Source organism: Accumulibacter sp. (assembly GCF_036625275.1).
Lineage (GTDB): Bacteria > Pseudomonadota > Gammaproteobacteria > Burkholderiales > Rhodocyclaceae > Accumulibacter.
Map to the genome: position 1 here is coordinate 1 of NZ_JAZKUD010000074.1, position 19,961 is coordinate 19,961.

General features: G+C 59.7%; 16 protein-coding genes and 1 pseudogene. 10 read left to right on the forward strand and 7 right to left on the reverse strand.

Going from position 1 to position 19,961, the window contains the following annotated elements:
- Positions 1–472 (reverse strand): helix-turn-helix transcriptional regulator (locus tag V5B39_RS17360; RefSeq protein ID WP_332344125.1); only part of this gene is annotated, 472 nt, incomplete at its 3' end.
- A 728-nt stretch (positions 473–1,200) separates the two neighbouring features.
- On the opposite strand from V5B39_RS17360, the gene V5B39_RS17365 reads away from it, so the two are divergent.
- Both V5B39_RS17365 and V5B39_RS17370 read left to right on the forward strand, forming a co-directional pair.
- Positions 1,201–1,485, forward strand: a complete 285-nt coding sequence (locus V5B39_RS17365) for a toxin-antitoxin system TumE family protein (RefSeq protein WP_332344126.1) — start codon at positions 1,201–1,203, stop codon at positions 1,483–1,485.
- On the forward strand, positions 1,482–1,835 hold the full coding sequence (locus tag V5B39_RS17370; protein ID WP_332344127.1) for a MarR family transcriptional regulator: 354 nt from the start codon (positions 1,482–1,484) through the stop codon (positions 1,833–1,835). Before V5B39_RS17365 ends, V5B39_RS17370 begins: the two co-directional genes overlap by 4 nt.
- Positions 1,836–1,950: 115 nt before the next feature.
- Here the strand turns inward: V5B39_RS17370 and V5B39_RS17375 are convergent, their stop codons facing one another.
- Positions 1,951–2,625 (reverse strand): TetR family transcriptional regulator, encoded by a 675-nt coding sequence (locus tag V5B39_RS17375; protein WP_332344128.1) that lies wholly within the window; start codon positions 2,623–2,625, stop codon positions 1,951–1,953.
- 233 nt (positions 2,626–2,858) lie between these two features.
- On the opposite strand from V5B39_RS17375, the gene V5B39_RS17380 reads away from it, so the two are divergent.
- The 6 genes from V5B39_RS17380 (at position 2,859) to V5B39_RS17405 (ending at position 11,847) form a co-directional block, all read left to right on the forward strand.
- On the forward strand, positions 2,859–4,094 hold the full coding sequence (locus V5B39_RS17380) for an efflux RND transporter periplasmic adaptor subunit (RefSeq protein ID WP_332344129.1): 1,236 nt from the start codon (positions 2,859–2,861) through the stop codon (positions 4,092–4,094).
- A gap of 15 nt (positions 4,095–4,109) precedes the next feature.
- A complete protein-coding gene (locus V5B39_RS17385) occupies positions 4,110–7,334 on the forward strand; it encodes an efflux RND transporter permease subunit (RefSeq protein ID WP_332344130.1) in 3,225 nt (1,074 codons plus the stop codon).
- Positions 7,327–8,742, forward strand: a complete 1,416-nt coding sequence (locus V5B39_RS17390) for an efflux transporter outer membrane subunit (protein WP_332344131.1) — start codon at positions 7,327–7,329, stop codon at positions 8,740–8,742. The genes V5B39_RS17385 and V5B39_RS17390 overlap by 8 nt, the downstream gene beginning before the upstream one ends.
- Before the next feature lie 171 nt (positions 8,743–8,913).
- Positions 8,914–9,519 carry a DUF4337 domain-containing protein gene (locus V5B39_RS17395; RefSeq protein ID WP_332344132.1) on the forward strand — a complete coding sequence of 202 codons (606 nt, stop codon included), beginning with the start codon at positions 8,914–8,916 and terminating at the stop codon, positions 9,517–9,519.
- Between the two features lie 56 nt (positions 9,520–9,575).
- Positions 9,576–11,459 (forward strand): hypothetical protein, encoded by a 1,884-nt coding sequence (locus tag V5B39_RS17400; protein ID WP_332344133.1) that lies wholly within the window; start codon positions 9,576–9,578, stop codon positions 11,457–11,459.
- A gap of 97 nt (positions 11,460–11,556) precedes the next feature.
- Entirely contained in the window at positions 11,557–11,847 is a 291-nt protein-coding gene (locus V5B39_RS17405) for a tyrosine-type recombinase/integrase (RefSeq protein WP_332344134.1), read from the forward strand.
- A 46-nt stretch (positions 11,848–11,893) separates the two neighbouring features.
- On the opposite strand, the gene V5B39_RS17410 is transcribed toward V5B39_RS17405, so the two are convergent.
- The 5 genes from V5B39_RS17410 to V5B39_RS17430 are packed head-to-tail and all read right to left on the reverse strand — an operon-like array spanning position 11,894 to position 16,735.
- Positions 11,894–13,309, reverse strand: a complete 1,416-nt coding sequence (locus tag V5B39_RS17410) for a TIGR00341 family protein (RefSeq protein ID WP_332344135.1) — start codon at positions 13,307–13,309, stop codon at positions 11,894–11,896.
- 39 nt (positions 13,310–13,348) lie between these two features.
- Positions 13,349–14,197, reverse strand: a complete 849-nt coding sequence (locus V5B39_RS17415) for a GGDEF domain-containing protein (protein WP_332344136.1) — start codon at positions 14,195–14,197, stop codon at positions 13,349–13,351.
- Between the two features lie 22 nt (positions 14,198–14,219).
- Positions 14,220–15,083, reverse strand: a complete 864-nt coding sequence (locus tag V5B39_RS17420) for a mechanosensitive ion channel family protein (protein ID WP_332344137.1) — start codon at positions 15,081–15,083, stop codon at positions 14,220–14,222.
- The gene (locus V5B39_RS17425) at positions 15,076–15,453 is read right to left on the reverse strand and encodes a LapA family protein (protein WP_332344138.1); all 378 of its coding nucleotides are present in this window, start codon (positions 15,451–15,453) and stop codon (positions 15,076–15,078) included. The genes V5B39_RS17420 and V5B39_RS17425 overlap by 8 nt, the downstream gene beginning before the upstream one ends.
- Positions 15,454–15,478: 25 nt before the next feature.
- Positions 15,479–16,735 carry a putative Na+/H+ antiporter gene (locus V5B39_RS17430; protein WP_332344139.1) on the reverse strand — a complete coding sequence of 419 codons (1,257 nt, stop codon included), beginning with the start codon at positions 16,733–16,735 and terminating at the stop codon, positions 15,479–15,481.
- Positions 16,736–16,890: 155 nt separating this feature from the next.
- Here V5B39_RS17430 and V5B39_RS17435 point away from each other — a divergent pair, with 155 nt between their 5' ends.
- Positions 16,891–17,448 carry a recombinase family protein gene (locus V5B39_RS17435; protein WP_332344140.1) on the forward strand — a complete coding sequence of 186 codons (558 nt, stop codon included), beginning with the start codon at positions 16,891–16,893 and terminating at the stop codon, positions 17,446–17,448.
- A 2-nt stretch (positions 17,449–17,450) separates the two neighbouring features.
- Positions 17,451–19,862 (forward strand): annotated as a pseudogene (locus V5B39_RS17440) (Tn3 family transposase); the annotation flags it as partial.
- Positions 19,863–19,961: the final 99 nt, after the last annotated feature.

Consider the following 19,961-nt stretch of genomic DNA (forward strand, 5'->3'; position numbering starts at 1 on the left):
AGAGACCGCTGCCCACGGTCTGGAAATGTTCCAGGCGGTAGGATCGGGCAGCGACGGTTTCGATGCGGATTCGGCGGGCCACTTCGGTGCCCGGGTTGTCACCCGCTCCCAGCAGTTTCGTCAAACGATTGAGCAGTGGCTTGATCTGGCTTCCCAGCAGGCCGCTGGTATCGAGGTTGCTCAGGAGATGCTGCATGGTCAGGAGCGCGTGGATCTCTTCCGCAGAAAACCACATGTGCGGCAGTTCGAACTGGCCGCCGGCTTCTTCGGGGGAGCCGAGGCGATAGCCGCCGTATTCCGGGTCGAAGTCAATGGGAACCTGGAAGCGGTCTCGCAACTCCTGGATGTCCCGACCAAGGGTGGCGCGAGAGATGCCGAACTTTTCCATCAGCTCGCTTCGGTAAGTGACGCGGCGGGGGCTGAGTAATTCCTGGATCTGACGCAAGCGGTCGGTGCGGTTGATTCCGGTCATGTCATTGCTTCCTACCGTTCAGGTCTTGTCGGGTGGTGTACATCGTTTTCACTGAGCGGGCGTGGATTGGCGATGACGGTCCTTGTGCTTGTCTTGACAGTGCTCTATGGCAAGACGCGATAGCAAAGACGAAGGCCCATGATTATTCGTTACGAATGCATTGTCGGCCGGTTGTCTATCGGCGACCGATTGTATGAGCAGTGCCCACGGTGGTTATTCTGGCGGAGTAGTCTGTAGGTAACCAGCCATTTGTGCAGAGTGGGGGTACAAAAACGGAACCGGCGTTGGCTGGCAAAACATTGAGGCGAGACACATCGGAAAGCAAATGTAACTGGAGAACACCCGCAAGTCCGCGCACGGTTCGTGGCGGGTGTCGCAGACACCGGCCCTGTCGATCGCGCTCCCGTTGCGCGTCTTCGAACAAAGGGGACTCCCGAGCCTTGCGCCCCGGTAGGAATTTGCTTCATCGAACCGCCGGATACGTGCCCCGTTCGTCCGGTGGTGTGGGAGGGCGCGCGAGGCTTTCTATTGTAGTTACAAAAAAGCTTGTAATGTCCAGCTATTTCTTACCCAATTGGCCCAACCCTTCCGTCAACCGGATGCCCGGCAAGCTGCGCTTGCCGGTACCCTCCGCCTTTCGGGCTCCGGTCGCCGGTTACGTCGAACGTTAGGCATCACGAAATACCCTGCGGTGGACACACTGGCCTTGTATTGCCATAATGCAATATATGAAGGCTACCTTGCTGGCGCGCACCAAGGAAGTACGCGACGACGGGTCAATCGTTGAGATCGTCATCTGGGAGCTACCCGAGCCCTCGCCACCCAGTGCCTACTTCTTCAAGTACCGGCTGTTCTTCGGCAAACCTGGCGAGGAACGCATCCGATACGACAACGAGCGCGGCAAAGGCGACCATCGGCACGTCAACGGAAGAGATCTGAGCTACGTCTTTCGAACCGTTGAGCAACTGCTCGACGACTTCAAATACGACGTTCAAGACTGGAGCGCGACATGAAAGCCATCATCGAGGTTGCAAAGCGCGGTTCTGCGGTTCGCGCCGCCAGGGAGCAACTCGCTGCATCCCGGCGCGGGCGAACGCCCGACTTTCGGCTCAGCTTCGAGTCGGCCCGCTCACTGTTTGCAGATCTCACCCCTGCCCGAGTCGACTTGCTCGACACGCTGCGCAGGGTCGGGCCTTGCAGCGTTTATGCGCTGGCGAAGGCGGCCGAGCGGAACTACTCAAACGTTCACTCCGATGTCTCGCGCCTAGAAGATCTGGGGCTGATTGAGCGGACACAGGAAGGTACGGTGTCTGTGCCGTACGAGTCAGTAGAAATCCTTGTCCCTCTGGCTCAAGTCGCGTGATGCCCAACAGCCGGTAAGCGGTATGGACGCCACCCGCAGCAGCAGCACCGACAGGCGTGCTCCAGCGTTTCGCGGCCAGGGTGGAACACCGACAGGCGCTGCCAACACACGACCGTCAGGTTTTTTCGCAAACGCAGGGCAATACCGGCCTACCACCAGCCCCCCGCCACGGCGGCGCCGCGACCAGACCGGCGATCATCGTATCCACCATCGCCGGTGCCGCGGTGTTCAGGTCGAAAGCTTCGGGATGCATCAGCCAGTGCTGGATCACCCCGTGAAAAAACGCCTGCAGCAGGTGTGCCGCGAGATGGCTGTCGGTGTCGGCGGGCAGGTGGCCCTGCACGATGGCGCGGACGATGATGCGCTCGAGGGCGTTGGCACATCGGCGATCCATTTCGTCGATCTGCGGCGCCCCGTCGGCCGGTTGGGTCAGCCGCTCGGACTTGGAGAGCAGGATCTCCAGTACCGCGCGCGTGCGCGGGTTCGAGGCAATCTCGCGCATGGCCTGCACCGACACCGCATGCAAGGTGGCGATGGCGTCGTCACCATCGCCATCCGCTGCCTGCTCGAGACGACTTTGCAAGGGCAGCGTGGCGCGGCTGCACATCGCACCGAATAGTTCGCCCTTGTCGCGGAAGTGCCAGTAGACGGCGCCACGGGTGACACCAGCGGCACTCGCCACGTCGCCCAGCGTCGCGCTGGTCACGCCGCTGGCACAGAACACCCGCTCGGCAGCGTCGAGCAGCGCTTCGCGGGTCGCCAGCGCCTCGTCTTTCGTCCTTCTCACCATCTCTTCTGTCCCCCTGCGTCAAGACTATTTACAAACATTCCTGAATGTACGTAAAATTCGTACCTTCTGCAAGTCGTGTTGTCCCAAAACGCGATGCGAGCCAAACGGTCATGACTTTGCAAGATATCCCTGATGATGAAAGTCATGACTGTTTCCCTCTCCTCCAACCCCTCCCTTGCAAGGGGGAGGGGAGATTCGTGAGTCGCTCGCGACTTTCATAGTAAGGACTCCTCATGTCAGTTTTCCCGGCCCGCCTTTCCTTTCCTTCACTGCTCCTGTTGATCCTCGCTGCGGCGGCCGCTGCCGGCTGCGGGCAGCCGCAGGCGCCTGGCGGCATGAACGGTTTTCCACCTCCCGAGGTGACGACGATCCAGGTCCAGCCGGCATCGTTCCCGGTGACCTTCGAATACGTCGGGCAAACGGCCGGATCGAAGGAGGCCGAGGTGCGGGCACGGGTCACCGGCATCGTCGAGAAACGACTTTATCAGGAAGGGGCAGCGGTGCGCGCCGGGCAGCCGCTGTTCCTGCTCGACGCCAGACCCTTCGAGGCGCAACTGGCGTCCGCCGAAGCCGAACTGCTGCGCGCCCAGGCCCAGAAAACCCAGGCCGACCGCGAAGCCGCGCGGCTCAAGCCACTCGCCGAGCGCAAGGCGATCGGCCAGAAGGAAGCCGACGACGCCGCTTCCGCCGCCGAGTTCGCCGCCGCATCGATCAAGGCGGCACAGGCGAAGCTGACCGAGGCCAGGCTCAACCTTGCCTACACGCGCGTCGTGGCGCCGATCAACGGTCTGTCGAGCCGCGCCCAGCAGTCGGAAGGCAGCCTGGCCAACGCCAATACGACCTTGCTGACGACGGTCTCGCAGGTCGACCCGATCTGGGTGCTGTTCAACGTCTCCGACAACGAGCAGTTGCGGCTGAACAAGGCGATCGCCGATGGTCGCCTGACGCTGCCGCGCAACCAGGCCTTCGAGGTTTCGGTGAAACTCTCCGACGGCTCGACCTTCCCGCGCAGCGGCCGCATCAACTTTGCCGACACGCGTGTCAACCCGCAGACCGGCACCTACGAAATGCGCGCGGAGATCACCAATGCCGACCTCGCGCTGAGGCCGGGGCAGTTCGTTCGCGTTGTGCTCAAAGGCGCACAGCGTCAGGGTGCGCTGGCCGTGCCGCAGGTGGCGGTGCTCGAAGGACCGCAGGGCAAGTTTGTCTACATCGCCGGCAAGGACCAGGATGGCAAGGACATTGCCGTCCCGAGACCGGTGAGCGTCGGTGACTGGTCCCAGAGCGACGGCACCAATGTCTGGCTGATCGAATCGGGGCTCGCCGCCGGTGACCGCGTGATCATCGACGGGCTGGCGCGGATCATGATGCCAAACTCGCCGGTACGCATCAGCGAGCCCGCCACCACGGCCCTCCCCGGTCAGCCACCGGCCGCCGCCGCGCCGGCCGCCGACACCGCAACCCGATAAGCGGAGTACGCCCCGATGTTCTCCCGGTTCTTCATCGACCGCCCGATTTTCGCGGTGGTCATCTCGGTGTTGCTCATCGTTGCCGGCCTGGCGGCGATGCGCTCACTCCCGATCGCCCAGTATCCGGAAATCGCACCGCCAGTGGTCACGGTGCAGGCCACCTATCCCGGTGCCTCGGCCGAAGTGCTCGAATCGACCGTCGCCGCACCGCTCGAAAACGCGATCAACGGTCTGCCGGGCATGATCTACATGTCGTCGAACTCGTCGTCGAACGGTCTCACGCAGATCCAGGTGACTTTCGAGATCGGCACCCAGATCGACATCGCTGCGGTCAATGTCAGCAACCGCGTCAAGCAGGTCGAATCGCGTCTGCCGCTGGAGGTGCGCCGGCAGGGCGTGACCGTCGAACCGGGTTCTTCGGCGTTCCTGCAGGTGCTCGCCTTTTATTCGCCCGACGGCCGCTACGACGACCTGTTCACCTCGAATTACGTGACGCTGAACGTTCTCGACCGCCTGAAGCGGCTGCCGGGAACGACCAATGTGCAGATCTTCGGCGCCAAGGACTACGCCATGCGCATCTGGCTCAAGCCTGATCGTCTGGCGCAGTTGAAGCTCACTCCCGGCGATGTCGCCAGCGCGATCAACGAACAGAACGCGCAGTTCGCCGCCGGCAAGGTCGGCCAGTCGCCGATCGGCAAGGGCCAGGACCTGGTGTACACGGTCACTTCCAAGGGTCGCCTCGCCGACCCGGCGCAGTTCCGGGAGATCATCGTCCGCGCCAACCCCGACGGTTCGACGGTGCGCCTCGCCGATGTCGCGCGCGTCGAACTCGGTTCGCGCGACTACGAGTTCAACGGCCGCTACAACGGTCAGCCCGCCACCCTCGTCGGGATCTTCCTGTCGCCCGGCGCGAATGCGCTCGATGTCGCGAAAAGCGTGCTGGGCACCGTAGACGAGCTCCAGCAGCGCTTTCCCGAAGGCCTGAGCTATGCCGTTCCCTACGACACGACACGCTTCGTCAGGGTCTCGATCGAGGAAGTGCTGAAGACGCTGGGCGAAGCCATGTTGCTCGTCTTCCTGGTGGTGTACCTGTTCCTGCAGAGCTGGCGGGCGGCGATCATCCCCTTCGCCGCCGTCCCGGTGTCCTTGATCGGCACCTTCGCCGGCATCTACCTGCTCGGCTATTCGATCAATACCCTGACCCTGTTCGGCATGGTGCTGGCGATCGGCATCGTCGTCGACGACGCCATCGTCGTCCTGGAAAACGTCGAGCGGATCATGCGCGAGCAAGGCCTGCCGCCACGCGACGCCGCGGTGCAGGCGATGCACGAAGTGACCGGCCCGATCATCGCCATCGTCCTGACGCTGACCGCAGTGTTCGTTCCGATCGCCTTCCTCGGCGGGCTGACCGGCGAGCTGTATCGGCAGTTCGCGGTGACCATCTCGATCTCGGTGGTGCTCTCGGGAATCGTCGCGCTGACGCTGTCGCCCTCGCTCTGCGTGATCATGCTCAAGCACGGCCACCACCAGCCGAACCGCTTCTTCCGCTGGTTCAATGCCTGGTTTGCCCGTGTCACCGGGCACTACCTCGACGGCGTCGTCTGGATGATCCGGCGCGCCGCGCGGGTGCTGCTGCTGTTTGCCGGTATGGTCGCGATCACCGCTTTCCTGTGGCGGACGACGCCGGGCAGCCTGGTCCCCGAGGAGGACCAGGGTTTCTTCATCAGTGCGGTGATCCTCCCCGACGGTGCGACGCTCGAACGCACCACCCGGGTCGTCGAACAGGTCGAGGCCGCGGTACGCAGCAATCCCGACAACCAGGACGTCGTGGCTTTCGCCGGCTTCGACTTCATTGGCGGCGGTTTTCGCAACAATGCGGCGACCCTGTTCGTCACCCAGAAGCCCTGGCACGAGCGCCAGACGACTTCGCAGCAGTTGGTCGGCGAACTGTTCATGAAAACCGCGGGCATCCGGGAAGCGCTGGTACTGGCCTTCAATCCGCCGGCGATCTTCGGTCTCGGCACCGCCGGTGGCTACGAGTTCTTCATCCAGAATCGCGGCGACGGCGGTTCCCGACGCCTGCAGGAAGTGCTGCAGCAATTCCTCGCGCGCGCCAACAGCGACCCGCAACTCGGCGGCGCGCAGACCTTGTGGCGCGCGAGCGTTCCGCAACTCTTCGTGGATGTCGACCGCGAGAAGGCGAAGAAGGCTGGCGTCGCGATCGACGAAGTATTTGCCGCGCTGTCGTCGACGCTCGGCACCTACTATGTCAACGATTTCAACAAGTACGGACGCACCTGGCAGGTATTGATGTCGGCCGAACCCGAGTACCGCAAGCGCCCCGACGACATCGAGGGACTCTATGTACGCTCGCAGAAGGGCGAGATGGTGCCGCTGTCTGCGCTGGTCAACGTGCAGCACGCATCCGGGCCGGATTCGCTCGACCGTTTCAACAATCTGCCGGCGGTCAAGATCATCGGCCAGACGGCACCCGGCATCAGTTCCGGTCAGGGCATCGCGCGCGTCGAGCAGATCGCGAGAGAGGTGCTGCCGCCGGACTTCAGCTTCGACTGGGGCGGTTCGTCGTACCAGGAGAAGAAATCGAGCGGCGCCTCGACCTTCGCGCTCGGCCTTGCGGTGGTGATGGTTTTCCTGATCCTCGCCGCGCAGTACGAGAAATGGTCGCTGCCGCTGTCGGTGCTGCTGGCGCTGCCCTTCGGCACGTTCGGCGCACTCGTCGCGATCTGGGTGAAAAATCTCATCGGACCGTTTTTTCAGGCGACACCGCTGACCAACGATGTGTATTTCCAGATCGGTCTGGTGACGCTGCTCGGCCTCGCCGCCAAGAACGCCATCCTGATCGTCGAATTCGCGGTCTTGAAGCACGCCGAAGGTCTGTCGGCTTCGGCCTCGGCAATCGAGGCGGCTCGCCTGCGTTTCCGGCCGATCCTGATGACCTCGCTGGCGTTCATCCTCGGCGTCCTGCCGCTCGCCATCTCGACCGGCGCCGGTGCCGGCGCTCGCCACTCGGTGGGTACCGGCGTGATGGGCGGGATGATCGCCGCGACCCTGCTCGCCGTCTTCCACGTGCCGCTGTTCTTCAAGGTGCTCTACGACCGGCGCATCCAAGAAACACGTTCGCACGACGAGCTGCTCGACGAGGTGCGGCACCTGCACCACGTCATCCCGGTCGTCCCTCCGACGCCGGGACCGCTCGCGAAAGGAAGCGAACATGACTGACCCTCGCCGGACGCTGCGCGCCCTTGCCCTCGTCACCGCGACGACATTCGCGCTTGCTGCTTGCCAGTCGACCCCGACCACACCGCCGCTGCTCGACCTGCCACCGGCGAGCGCGACCGCCGCGCCAGATCTCGAGCGCTGGTGGACGACCTTCAACGATCCCACCCTGACGGCGCTGATGGACGAGGCGCTGGCCCACAACCTCGACCTGCGGGCGGCGATGGTGCGCGTCGATCTGGCGCGCTCGAACGTGCTGCTCGCGCAGTCCTCCCTCTACCCGAGCATGAACCTCGGCGTCGATACCCGCCGCAACCGCATGACGCTGGTCGGTTCGCAGCCGCTGCCGGAGAATTTCAATCCGACCAACAACGACCATCTGGTGGGCTTGCGCGCTTCCTACGAAGTCGACCTCTGGGGACGTTATCGCAATGGGGCGAGTGCCGCGCAGAGCGAGCTGCTGGCGACCGAGTACGCACGCCAGACGGTACGCACCGCGGTTGCGGCCGAGACCGCGCGCGCGTACTTCGGCTTGCTCGCGGCCGACGCCGAACTGGCGATGCTGCGTGATACCCTGCGGTCGCGCGACGAGACGGTCGCCCTGCAGGCCGATCTCTACCAGGCCGGCCTCATCGGCGACTACGACCTGCAGCGCGCGCAGGCCGAACGCGCCGCAGTCGCCGCCAACGTCGCCGTCGCCGAGCGTGCGGTCGGCACCTATGAATCGGCGCTGGCAGCGATCGTCGGCCGTTCGCCGCGCGAGGTCTTCGCCGCGAAGATCACCCGTGACCTGACGCAGCTCCGCCTGCTTGACGTCCCGGAGGTGCCGTCGGGGCTGCCCTCGGACCTGCTCGAACGCCGGCCCGACATCAGACAGGTCGAAGCCCAGCTCGCCGCCGCAAGCCTGCGCATCGATGCCGCGCGTGCGCAGTATTTTCCGTCGTTGTCACTGACCGCCTCCTACGGTTCCGAGTCGGCAGCGCTTGCCAAACTGTTCTCGACGCCGGCGCTCGCCTGGGGAATCGGCGCCTCGCTGCTGCAGCCCCTGATCGGCTTGAAAGCGATCGAGGCCAACGTCGAAGCCGAAACCGCCCGCCGCGAAGCCGCAGTGGTCAGCTACACGCAGACCGTGCAGAGCGCGTTTCGTGAAACGCGTGACGCACTGATCGCCAATCGCAGCACCCGCGACGCACTCGCCGCGCAGACCGAGCGCGCACAAAAGCTCAAGGCCTCGCTCGAACTCGCCGAGCTACGCTACCGCGCCGGTTACTCGGGTTACATCGACGTGCTCGACGCGCAGCGCCAGCTTCTGCAGGCGCAGACCCTGCAGATCTTGGCCGCGCGCGACGTGCGCTTTGCGCTGATCGATCTCGCCAGGGCGATGGGGGGTGGGTGGGATTATTTGAGGTGACAGGCGCTTGAGCGGGTGTTGGAGTGAGTTGCATACGCGACTTTCACATTAATATTCCGGCCGTGGCTCCGGCAACCAACCCGGCGCGTAGACGAGGACTGGCGAGCGCTGACTGTCCGGTGTGTGATGGGTGTCTTATGGGTGTCTTATTCTTGAGAGGAGGGGGCTGAAATGGCTGAGATCAAGGACACGATTGACGAGGTGCTGGACAAGGCCGGGGAGACTTCCGACCGGCTCAACAACGTCATTGCCTTGCTGGTGGTGTTTCTGGCGACGGTGATGGCGCTGTTCAACGTCAAGGGCGGGAACATTGGTCAGGCGATGGCACAGGCGCAGGCGAGAAGCGTAAACGCCTGGGCTTTTTTCCAGGCCAAAAGTACCAAACAGATTCTCTCCGAAACCATGCTCGAACAGCTCATCCTGGAGCGCGAGCGAGACGGTTCGCTGACGCAGGAGGGCGCTGCCCTGATCGACAAGAAGATTGCATTCTATCGCGAGGCGGTGAATCGTTACGAGAAAGAGAAGGAAGAGATCAAGCAGCAGGCAGAAGGCTACGAACAAGAATATGACCGCCTGAACTATCACGACGACCAGTTCGACATTGCCGAAGCCGGGATCACTGTCGCGCTGGCGATACTGGGCATCGCTGCGTTGACGCGCCGGAAATGGCTGATCTGGTGCGCGCTGGTATTCGCAGGCGTGGGCGTGGCATCGGGAACGGCGGGTTTTGTGGGCGGGAGCTTCCATCTCGATTTCCTGGCCAATCTGCTGGGCTGAGACCTGCGTCCACCCGATCAGAAATGGCCGGCCGTTGGTGGCCACGGATGTTGAACATGAACGAATTGAACGAATCGATGCGCACACGCTGTCCCGCCCTCGGCATGCTCTGCTGGGTTGCCGCGCTGATCGCGACGGGTCCAGCCGTCGCAGAATCCACCGGTCTGGTCATCGAGCTTGACGCCAGCCGCGTGCAAGGCACGATCCGCGATGTCTTCGGGACCAACAAGAAACCCAGCTTCGACGGGCGTACCCTGGGTACATCGGTCAATGCGGCCAGTCTCTACAGCGCCTTTGGCATGTCGCAAGTGCGCCTGCACGACGCCGGCATCGATCTGTGCACCATCTACACCCCGGCCAGCAAACTGAATGTCGGCGTGACGCCCGCGCAGCCGGTGACAGGCTGTGAATTGTCCGGCACCGGCAGCGTCCCCCATTTCAGTTGGACGCCGACATCCTCGGCCGACGCCGACCTGAACAACACCGCCAACTACAATTTCACGGCGATGGATCGCGTCCTGGCCGAAGTCGCGGGCACCGGAGCAAGCGTCTACCTGCGCCTCGGGGAGAGTTTCAATGGCCCCAACGACACAAGCGATCCGGTCGCCTGGGCCAAAGTGGCGACCAACCTCTACAAACATGCAATCGGCGTGTTCAAGCCGACACCGGGCATCGCCATCGATCCGGTTTTCGTGGAAGTCTTCAACGAGCCCGATGGCGGATTCTGGCGGGGATCGAGCAGCACCTTCTACACCCTGTTCACCGAAACGGTCACCCGCGTACGCGCCGCCGCGGCGGCAGCCGGTCGAACCGTCCGCATCGGCGGGCCGGGATTCACACGCAACATTCTGACCAGCAGCACCGTGGCTGGCAATCCTGCCAACGGATTCATCGGCGCAGTCGGGGTCAACAACCTGGATTTCTATTCGGCACACCTGTACAACTCCTGCTCCACGGCCACCTTGGCGTCCGCTGGCACGTTCCTGCGCTCGCTGCGGTCGTTGGTCGATGCTCAGGGCGGCAGCGGCAAACCGATCCACATCACCGAATGGAACATCGGATTGGGGTCGCAATGCGGAAACGATCTGTTTGCCGAGCCGCGCACGCAATCGTTTGCGAGCGGCGTGTTGAGCCTGATGCAGGACCCGGCGCTGAACATCGAGGCCGCCCATCAATACGCCGCGGTCACGATCATGTCGCTCTTCGACTTCACGTCGGTGACCGGCAAGGCGCGCATCAATCCATCGGCCTGGGCGTTCTGGGCACACGCCCGGCTTCGTGGCGCGCAACGCGTGGCGACCAAGGTTTGCCAGGGCAGCACGTGCGCGGACGGCTTTGCATCGGATACCCTGCCCCTGATGGCCATCGGCGCCCTGCGCGCCGGCGGTCAAACGGTCGTGGTCACCAACGACAGCACCGGCAATCAGGCCTATACCTTGCGTATCAAGGGCCTGTCGGGTACACAGACCACGCTTTTGCTGAACCAACCGCCCAGCGGCGCGATCGACATCGCCACCAGTGGATCGCCGGCCGCGGTCGGATCGGCTGGCCTGCAATCGCTCAAGAGCGCCATCAGCCTGTCCACACCAACCGGATTGCCGGTCAACGATGGAACAGCAAGCGTCACATTGACAATCCCTGCGCGAAGCGTGCAGCTCATCGAGCTCAGCCCGACCCAACCCAGTGTCGGACAACGCGCCGACTGTGTCTTTGCATGGGCGGAACAAAGTTACCCGGACCTGCTCTCGCCGATGTCATTGATCTCGGTGACGACCGGCGACTACCTCTATCGCTACTACGCAGGCACCGGCAACTATCTGGGCGTTCAGGTCAGTAACCAACACCTGCTCTTTCTCAACACGCGCACCAACCCTGGCCTGGTCGACCTGGGCCGGCTGGCCGACTGGCTCGGGCCGTCCGGCTGTCCAGGCAATGACTGACCTCCCGCTTCCCAATCACGACTCCTGATCGATCCGATCCGGCACCGTCGCCGGCGATCCCGCCGCTCTTCAGCACTGGTCGGCCATCCGGAGCGGCTTGCTGCAATTGGCGGGGAACCTGCCGAAAGGCCGGCCTCACTTTCCCAACAGTCCGCTCGCCCGCAACACCTGCCTGCGCACGGCTTCCTCCAGCAAGCTGGGTGGACCGGGCATGCGCAGCGTCAGGAAAGCGCGAGCGCGGGTGGTAGTCGGGGCCTGCGATCTAAAAAAGATCACTCCACACAGCCTTCGCCACTCGTACGCAACCCACCTGATCGAGGCCGGCGTCGATCTGATCGAGGTACAGAAAATCCTCGGCCATCACTCGATTCTCACCACCGCCCGCTAGGGGACGCTTCAGAAAACGGAAAATAAAGCACGCTAAGCAATTGAAATCACGACTTTCCACGCCTAGTAGATCTGTCAGGCGACAGTGGCTTCAAGGCCCGTTCGCTGTCAAAGCGAATTTCAACACTCGCTTTGCCCATTCGTATTTTTATCCAGTCGGTGATGCGCTTCTGCGCATCAGCTGGTAGAGTTTTGCGACTGTTGAGATTCAAATATAGCAGTGGCTGACTCGGCCCATCCGCTGAGACGACTACACCTTCGCCAATGATCATTTTGGTAATCTCAGGATAAAGCTGGCGTAGTTCCTTGCCAACACCTTCGGCTTGATCGAAAACGGCGTTGCGTTTGGCCAAATCGGTAGTGAGTTTTTGGACTTGAGCATCGCGTAGCTTGACTACTGCTTGACTCTCGTGCAAGAGATCGGATAGCAGGCTGGACTTAAGCTCCGTTACGTTGAGTCGATGATCTCCCATCTGATGCAGAATGATCTTGGTGCCACCGAGATTGGCACCAGCGAGCTTGGCTTCAATGTTCGCAAGCATATCTTTTCCAATAGGATCTCCCACAAGAGAAACATCGATGGTTCGCCGGGCTGGATCGATTTTTGAATCAACAACTTGAGCGCTCTGAAATACGAATTCCCTGCGAATGAATTCTTGCGCGTTGCTTCGGAATACCTCGTCTCTGACTAGTTGAATGGCCAGATATGTACTTGGCAATGCGGTAACCAAGGCAAGAAAAAGCAAAATCGACTTTGTTTTCTTTGCAATAGCAGCGGTTGCAAATCCATGTTTTTTGAGGCCCATGGCGCGAATACCGACAACTGTTGCCAGGGCAATGAAAACACAGTTGATGGTATATAGGTACATTGCGCCGCCAGCAAAGCGCCATTGGCCAGTAGCGATCCCAAAACCTACGGTACATGCTGGCGGCATTAGCGCCGTGGCGATAGCCACGCCAGGAATAACGTTGGACTTTTCCTTGCGCGTGATTCCCACAACGCCAGCGAGCCCGCCAAACAAGGCGATTAGCACGTCCCAAAGCGTTGGGGTAGTACGCGCCAATAATTCTGATTGGGCCTGCTGCAAAGGAGAGAGCCAGAAGTACAGTGCTGAGACGATAACGCTGATCAGTGTGGCCACGCCCAAGTTGATCAGTGAACGCTTTACCAAATCAAAATCGAAAACGGCTGCTCCCAAGCCAGTGCCCATGATGGGGCCCATCAATGGTGAGATCAGCATCGCCCCGATAATGACGGCTGCGGAGTTAACGTTTAGGCCAACCGAGGCGACAAAGATTGCAAACACCAGAATCCATGGTGTGGCGCCACGGAGTTCAATACTTTCTCGGATACGCGACTCAATTTCGGCATCATCAGCCTTGTCGTCACGCAGGTTGAAGCGCTCTCTCATGATGTGACGAACACGCAATGAAAATGGCAAAGCCGCTTGTTGCTGATTCATTCTCAGTTACCCATTCAGCTAATAGTTACATCTCGCCAATCAGAATGCTCGAACGAGCACCTTACCTTTTCCGGCGTGCTTTACCTCATACATAGTCTCGTCCGCCAGACGCAGCATTTCTTCCAGATTCCTGCCCATGCTTTCGAAACATGCCACTCCGATACTGACTCCGGCTGGCTTGTGGAGATCAAGCGCATCTGTGAGGTCCTCATGCAGTCGAATGGCCCACTCATGCGATTTGCCCGGTTTAGATTCAAGAGCAAATATGCAAAACTCATCTCCGCCGATTCGCCCACAAATATCAGACGCCCGCTTTGTTTGCTGAAGCCTTGCGCCGATTTCGCGCAATGCAGCATCGCCCGCTTTATGTCCTTTTGTATCATTGAGTTGCTTGAAACGATCCAGGTCGATAAACGCGATGACAACCGAGGCGCCAATTCTCTCAGCAATACTAACTTGCTGAGCCGCCATTTCCATGAAACCTCGCCGGTTCAGAAGCCCGGTTAGTCTGTCCATTCGGGCCGTGTTGAATTCTCTCTGCAGCAGCACCATCACCCCTCGGGTTAACTCGACGGTAATGCCGTAGTTGACTAAATGAACCAATGCATTAAGCAAGGGAATAAGGAGAGATTCAAGAAATTTTCCTGATGAATAATCCGCGTACCCCCATAGCGCAGAGGCGAAGGCAGCCAATAACCATCCGGCTGCCCTACCAGAAAGCCATGTGCCAACCAACACCGGCAGAAGCATCAATGATGCGAAGGCGAATTTCGACTCGGTAGCTATTCGAACGATGCCCAAGGCGATGATCACAGCGAGGCAAATAAACCAGCCCAATATACGCACGGTGAGTGATGTGGATATGACATTTTGAGAATTTAAAAGCATGTGAATTTTTGCCTGCAGATAATCACTTCGACTGCTCAGAACGATACAAATCAACTCTGTGCGGCGCCAATTGGATTGTCTCCAACGGCATTTCTACTTTTGCTGCTACCAGCGCTTTGAATATGGCCTCCCGCAATGCAAAACGTTTCTCAATATGCTTTCGTTCTTCTTTAATCCATGCCTGCAACTCGACTGCTATGTTGTAGTCATTCAGGGAAGCCACGACCATTCTTGGTGCAGGTTCCTTTAGATAGTCAGGATCCTCCTGAATCAAATTCAGCAGAATGCTGCGAACAAGGTCTAGATTTTCTGTTACGGCCACGTTGACTCTTATATCAATCCGCAAGTTTGGGAAGTTGGTATAAGAAGCGATAGTTTTATTCATTACCACAGAATTAGGTACTGCCAGCATACGGCCATCGTTTGTCACAATACGCGTTGTTCGCAAGGTGATGCGATCAACGCGACCATATTGGCCATCAATTTCAACCAGATCATTAATGGTAAATGGTCTGTCCAAAAAAATGAGAAAACCTGAAATGACATTCGACAAAGTGTCCTTGAGGGCAAATCCCAAGGTCAGGCCGAGAACCCCCGCAGAGGCGAGGAGTGTTCCCGTTTGAATGCCCGCAGCGTTCAAAGCAGCAAGCACTGCCATGGTGAGGAACACCATCTTGATCAGAGCATGCATCATCGCCGCCGTTGTATCGTCGAGATAGTGACGCAGTTTCGGCAAAGCCACGCGATTTACTAATCGCCCTAGAATTATCATTCCCAAAAAAACGACCACTGCAAATGTCAATTTTTGGAGAAATGTAATAAGCTCATCAGCGAGTTGGTAATTTGAGAAGATCCCAGTGATGCGAACGATGAAATCGTTATGCATGTGATTGATCCACCGAGGCATTGTTCGGATTATCGGAAGCATTGGTACCTCCGGCCGATGAGCCAACTATGGGTCCTGACCGTATGGCATTTAGGGCTGCAATACGCTCATCCCGCTCAGCAATCATGCCCTCTAACTGGGTAATACGACGATTCGCCCGCCCGACACGCCAATGGTTGCGGATAAGAGCTGGAGAAGAAAGCAGTCCTGCGATTAATACCCCAAGACCAAATACGATCAATAATACAAGGGATAGGGAGCCGTCAAAGTGCCAGATGGCGAGTGACACTGACACCGGTTCAACATTTTGGAGTGCAAATCCGGCCACACCAATAGCAATGATGATTATCAAGATCAATTTCAATTGCATCTGACATCTCCCGGCTGGCAGAGATTCATAAGAATCTAAAGACCATCATGGCAATGACGGTCGGACAGAAAGCAGCCAATAGTAGTCCCGCGGGACTAATTGCACCCTCATCGAAGTGATCTCGCAAAATAGCAATACCCGCAGGATTGGGGGCATTTGCAATCACCGTAAGTCCTCCACCTGAAACTGCGCCTGCAACCAAAGCAAATTTAAATTCGTCAGACAGTCCGGAAACCAGCGAACCGAGATAGGTTAACGCAGCGTTATCGGTAAATGCCGTCAGAAGCGTCGCACCTACGAAAACTTGATCGCTGTTCATGCTCATCAATAGTGGTTGCAGCCACCATTGCTGTTGTCCACCGAGAACTACCAGTCCAGCAAGGAAAAAAGCGACCAAAAGCGACTCACGCAGGATCAATCGGTCTTGATAATGCGCATATGCGTGGGTAATGCCAAGAAAGAACAACATCAGGCCGAATACTATTTTCGGGTAATGGGCAAAAAAGACCAGACCTACCAGAAAGGAAAAGTGAAGCAATACCAATGGGAAGGGAACGGACATCAGTTTCCCTTGATTTTCGGTAGGCTCCAACGCCATCAGCTCGCCACGAAAAAGCACTGTCGCTCCAAGAGCATTGATGAATACCGCGATGGCTGCCTTCCAGCCGAAAGTGCTCAACATGAAGGCGATGTCCCATTGCCACTTTTCGGCCACCATCAATACCGGAGGGGCCGCAAACGGGGTCAGCGTACCGCCAATAGAAATGTTGACGAACAGAACCCCGAGCGTGACGTATTTCAGGCGATTTGATACCAGGTGCTCAAAAATACGTCGGGAAAGAATCAGTGCCGAGAGCGTCATCGCCGCAGGCTCGGTAATAAATGATCCAAGCAGCGGCCCAATGGAAATCACGACAAAGTAGAAGCCGATGCTACCCCGCATTGGAATGGCTTTTGCCAGCAGGCGAACCGCAGCCATCGCCACTTCCAAGATAGGGCGAGTACCTGCTACCACCATGATCGCGAACACGAATACCGGCTCGGTGAAATTGCGTGAACGCACATACGCGACCGCTGACTCTTTGCCCTCCATTGCAAATATGGCGATAACAAGAACCAATGCCCAAAATCCAAAAACCACCTCCACCTCACCCAGCAGATGCCACAGCCCGGCGTGCGCTGGTTGGCGATGGGCAAGATGCTCAAAGAACTTGGTCGAAAATGTGTGAACAATGGCCAAGCCAAAAAGAATCGCGGCTAGCCATTGGATGCTTGTTGCCATGTCGGTCCTTTGGGCGTCAGATTGAACTATACCCTAACAGTACGCCAGGGGAATGCGGACAAATGCGTCAGAATAGGATTTGATTTTACATTGATTGACATGTTCTACCAAGGGTAATAGATTTCATCCTGACATATTGCACTTTTGGAGGCAGCTTGGCCGGTCAGCGTATTGGTTATGTTCGGGTCAGTAGCGTTGACCAGAACTCGGAACGGCAACTGGAAGCCGTCCAAGTGGATCGCGTATTCACTGACAAGGCGTCGGGCAAGGACACCCACCGACCGCAACTCGAAACGCTGTTGGCTTTCGTGCGCGACGGGGACACGGTGGTGGTGCACAGTATGGATCGTCTGGCGCGCAACCTGGACGACTTGCTCCGCTTGGTGCAAAAGCTAACCAAGCGCGGTGTGCGCATCGAATTCGTCAAGGAAGGTTTGACCTTCACCGGCGAGGACTCGCCGATGGCCAACCTGATGCTGTCGGTAATGGGCGCTTTCGCTGAATTCGAGCGAGCCTTGATCCGCGAGCGGCAGCGCGAAGGCATCGCGCTCGCTAAGCAGCGCGGGGTCTACCGGGGACGCAAGAAGGCGCTGAACGGCGAACAGATTGCCGAATTGAAGCGGCTGGTCACGTCTGGCGGGCAAAAATCACAGATTGCCCGTGACTTCGGCATCAGCCGTGAAACCTTGTATCAGTACCTGAAAGAAGCCTGACGATGCCGCGCCGGTCCATTCTGTCCGCCGCCGAGCGCGAAAGCTTGGTGGCGTTGCCGGACACCAAGGATGAGTTGATCCGTCACTACACGTTCAGCGAAACCGACCTGTCCATCATCCGCCAGCGGCGTGGCCCGGCCAACCGCTTGGGCTTCGCGGTACAGCTCTGCTACCTTCGTTTTCCTGGCGTCATCCTTGGCGTCGATGAGCTGCCGTTCCCGCCCTTGCTGAAACTGGTCGCCGACCAGCTCAAGGTCGGTGTCGAAAGTTGGGGCGAATATGGGCAGCGTGAGCAGACCCGACGCGAGCACTTGGTGGAGCTGCAAATGGTGTTCGGCTTCCAGCCGTTCACGATGAGCCACTACCGGCAGGCCGTCCAGTTGCTGACCGAGCTGGCCATGCAGACCGACAAGGGCATCGTGCTGGCCTGCACCTTGATCGAGCATCTGCGGCGGAAGTCGGTCATTCTGCCTGCCGTCAACGCCATCGAGCGGGCGAGTGCCGAGGCGATCACTCGCGCCAACCGGCGTATCTACGATGCTTTGGCCGAACCGCTGGCGGACGTACATCGTCGCCGCCTCGACGACCTGCGCAAGCGCCGCGACAACGGCAAGACGACCTGGCTGGCCTGGCTGCGCCAGTCGCCCGTCAAACCGAATTCGCGGCACATGCTCGAACACATCGAACGGCTCAAGGTATGGCAGGCACTTGACCTGCCTTCCGGCATCGAGCGGTTGGTGCATCAGAACCGGTTATTGAAGATCGCCCGCGAGGGTGGCCAGATGACGCCCGCCGACCTAGCCAAGTTCGAGCCACAGCGCCGCTACGCGACTCTGGTGGCGCTCGCCATCGAGGGCATGGCCACCGTCACCGACGAAATCATCGACCTGCACGACCGCATCCTGGGCAAGCTGTTCAACGCCGCCAAGAACAAGCATCAGCAACAGTTCCAGGCATCCGGCAAGGCGATCAATGCCAAGGTGCGGCTGTTCGGCCGTATCGGCCAAGCGTTGATCGAGGCCAAGCAAGCGGGCCGCGATCCGTTCGCCGCTATCGAAGCCGTCATGTCCTGGGATGCCTTCGCCGAAAGCGTGACCGAGGCGCAGAAGCTCGCTCAGCCCGAGGACTTCGATTTCCTGCACCGCATCGGCGAGAGCTATGCCACGCTGCGCCGCTACGCGCCGGAATTCCTCGACGTGCTCAAGTTGCGGGCTGCGCCCGCCGCCAAGGACGTGCTCGATGCCATCGAAGTGCTGCGCAGCATGAACAACGACAAGGCCCGCAAGGTGCCTGCCGATGCGCCAACCGACTTCATCAAACCGCGCTGGCAGAAGCTGGTGATGACCGACACCGGCATCGACCGGCGTTACTACGAGCTGTGCGTACTGTCGGAGCTGAAGAATTCCCTGCGCTCCGGCGACATCTGGGTACAAGGCTCGCGTCAGTTCAAGGACTTCGAGGACTATCTGGTGCCACCCACGAAATTCGCCAGCCTCAAGCAGGCCAGCGAATTGCCGCTGGCCGTGGCCACCGACTGCGACCAGTACCTGCATGACCGACTGACGCTGCTGGAAACGCAGCTCGCTACCGCCAATCGCATGGCGCTGGTCAACGCGCTGCCGGACGCCATCATCACCGAGTCCGGCCTGAAGATCACGCCGCTCGACGCGGCGGTGCCCGATACCGCGCAGGCATTGATCGACCAGACGGCGATGATCCTGCCCCACGTCAAAATCACCGAACTGCTGCTCGAAGTCGATGAGTGGACGGGCTTCACCCGACACTTCTCGCACCTGAAATCGGGCGACTTGGCCAAGGACAAGAACCTGCTGCTGACGACGATCCTGGCCGACGCGATCAATCTGGGCCTGACCAAGATGGCGGAGTCATGCCCCGGCACCACCTACGCCAAGCTGGCTTGGCTGCAAGCCTGGCACATCCGCGACGAAACCTACGGGGCGGCGCTGGCCGATCTGGTCAACGCACAGTTCCGTCATCCCTTCGCCGAGCATTGGGGCGATGGCACCACATCATCTTCGGACGGCCAGAACTTCCGCACCGGCAGCAAGGCCGAGAGCACGGGCCACATCAATCCGAAATACGGCAGCAGTCCAGGGCGGACGTTCTACACCCATATCTCCGACCAGTACGCGCCGTTCCACACCAAGGTCGTGAACGTCGGGGTGCGCGACTCGACCTACGTGCTCGACGGACTGCTGTACCACGAATCCGACCTGCGCATCGAGGAGCACTACACCGACACGGCAGGCTTCACCGATCACGTCTTCGCCCTGATGCACCTCCTGGGCTTCCGCTTCGCGCCGCGCATCCGTGACCTGGGTGACACCAAGCTCTACATCCCGAAGGGCGACACCGCCTATGACGCACTAGGTTCTGTTGACACAAGCACCGTTTACTGCGAAGGTTAAAGCCTTTTGGCGATGGTGAACCGGCTCGAAATCAGCGACGAAGAATGGGAGGCGATCTACCCGATACTGGCGGCCCACAGGCAT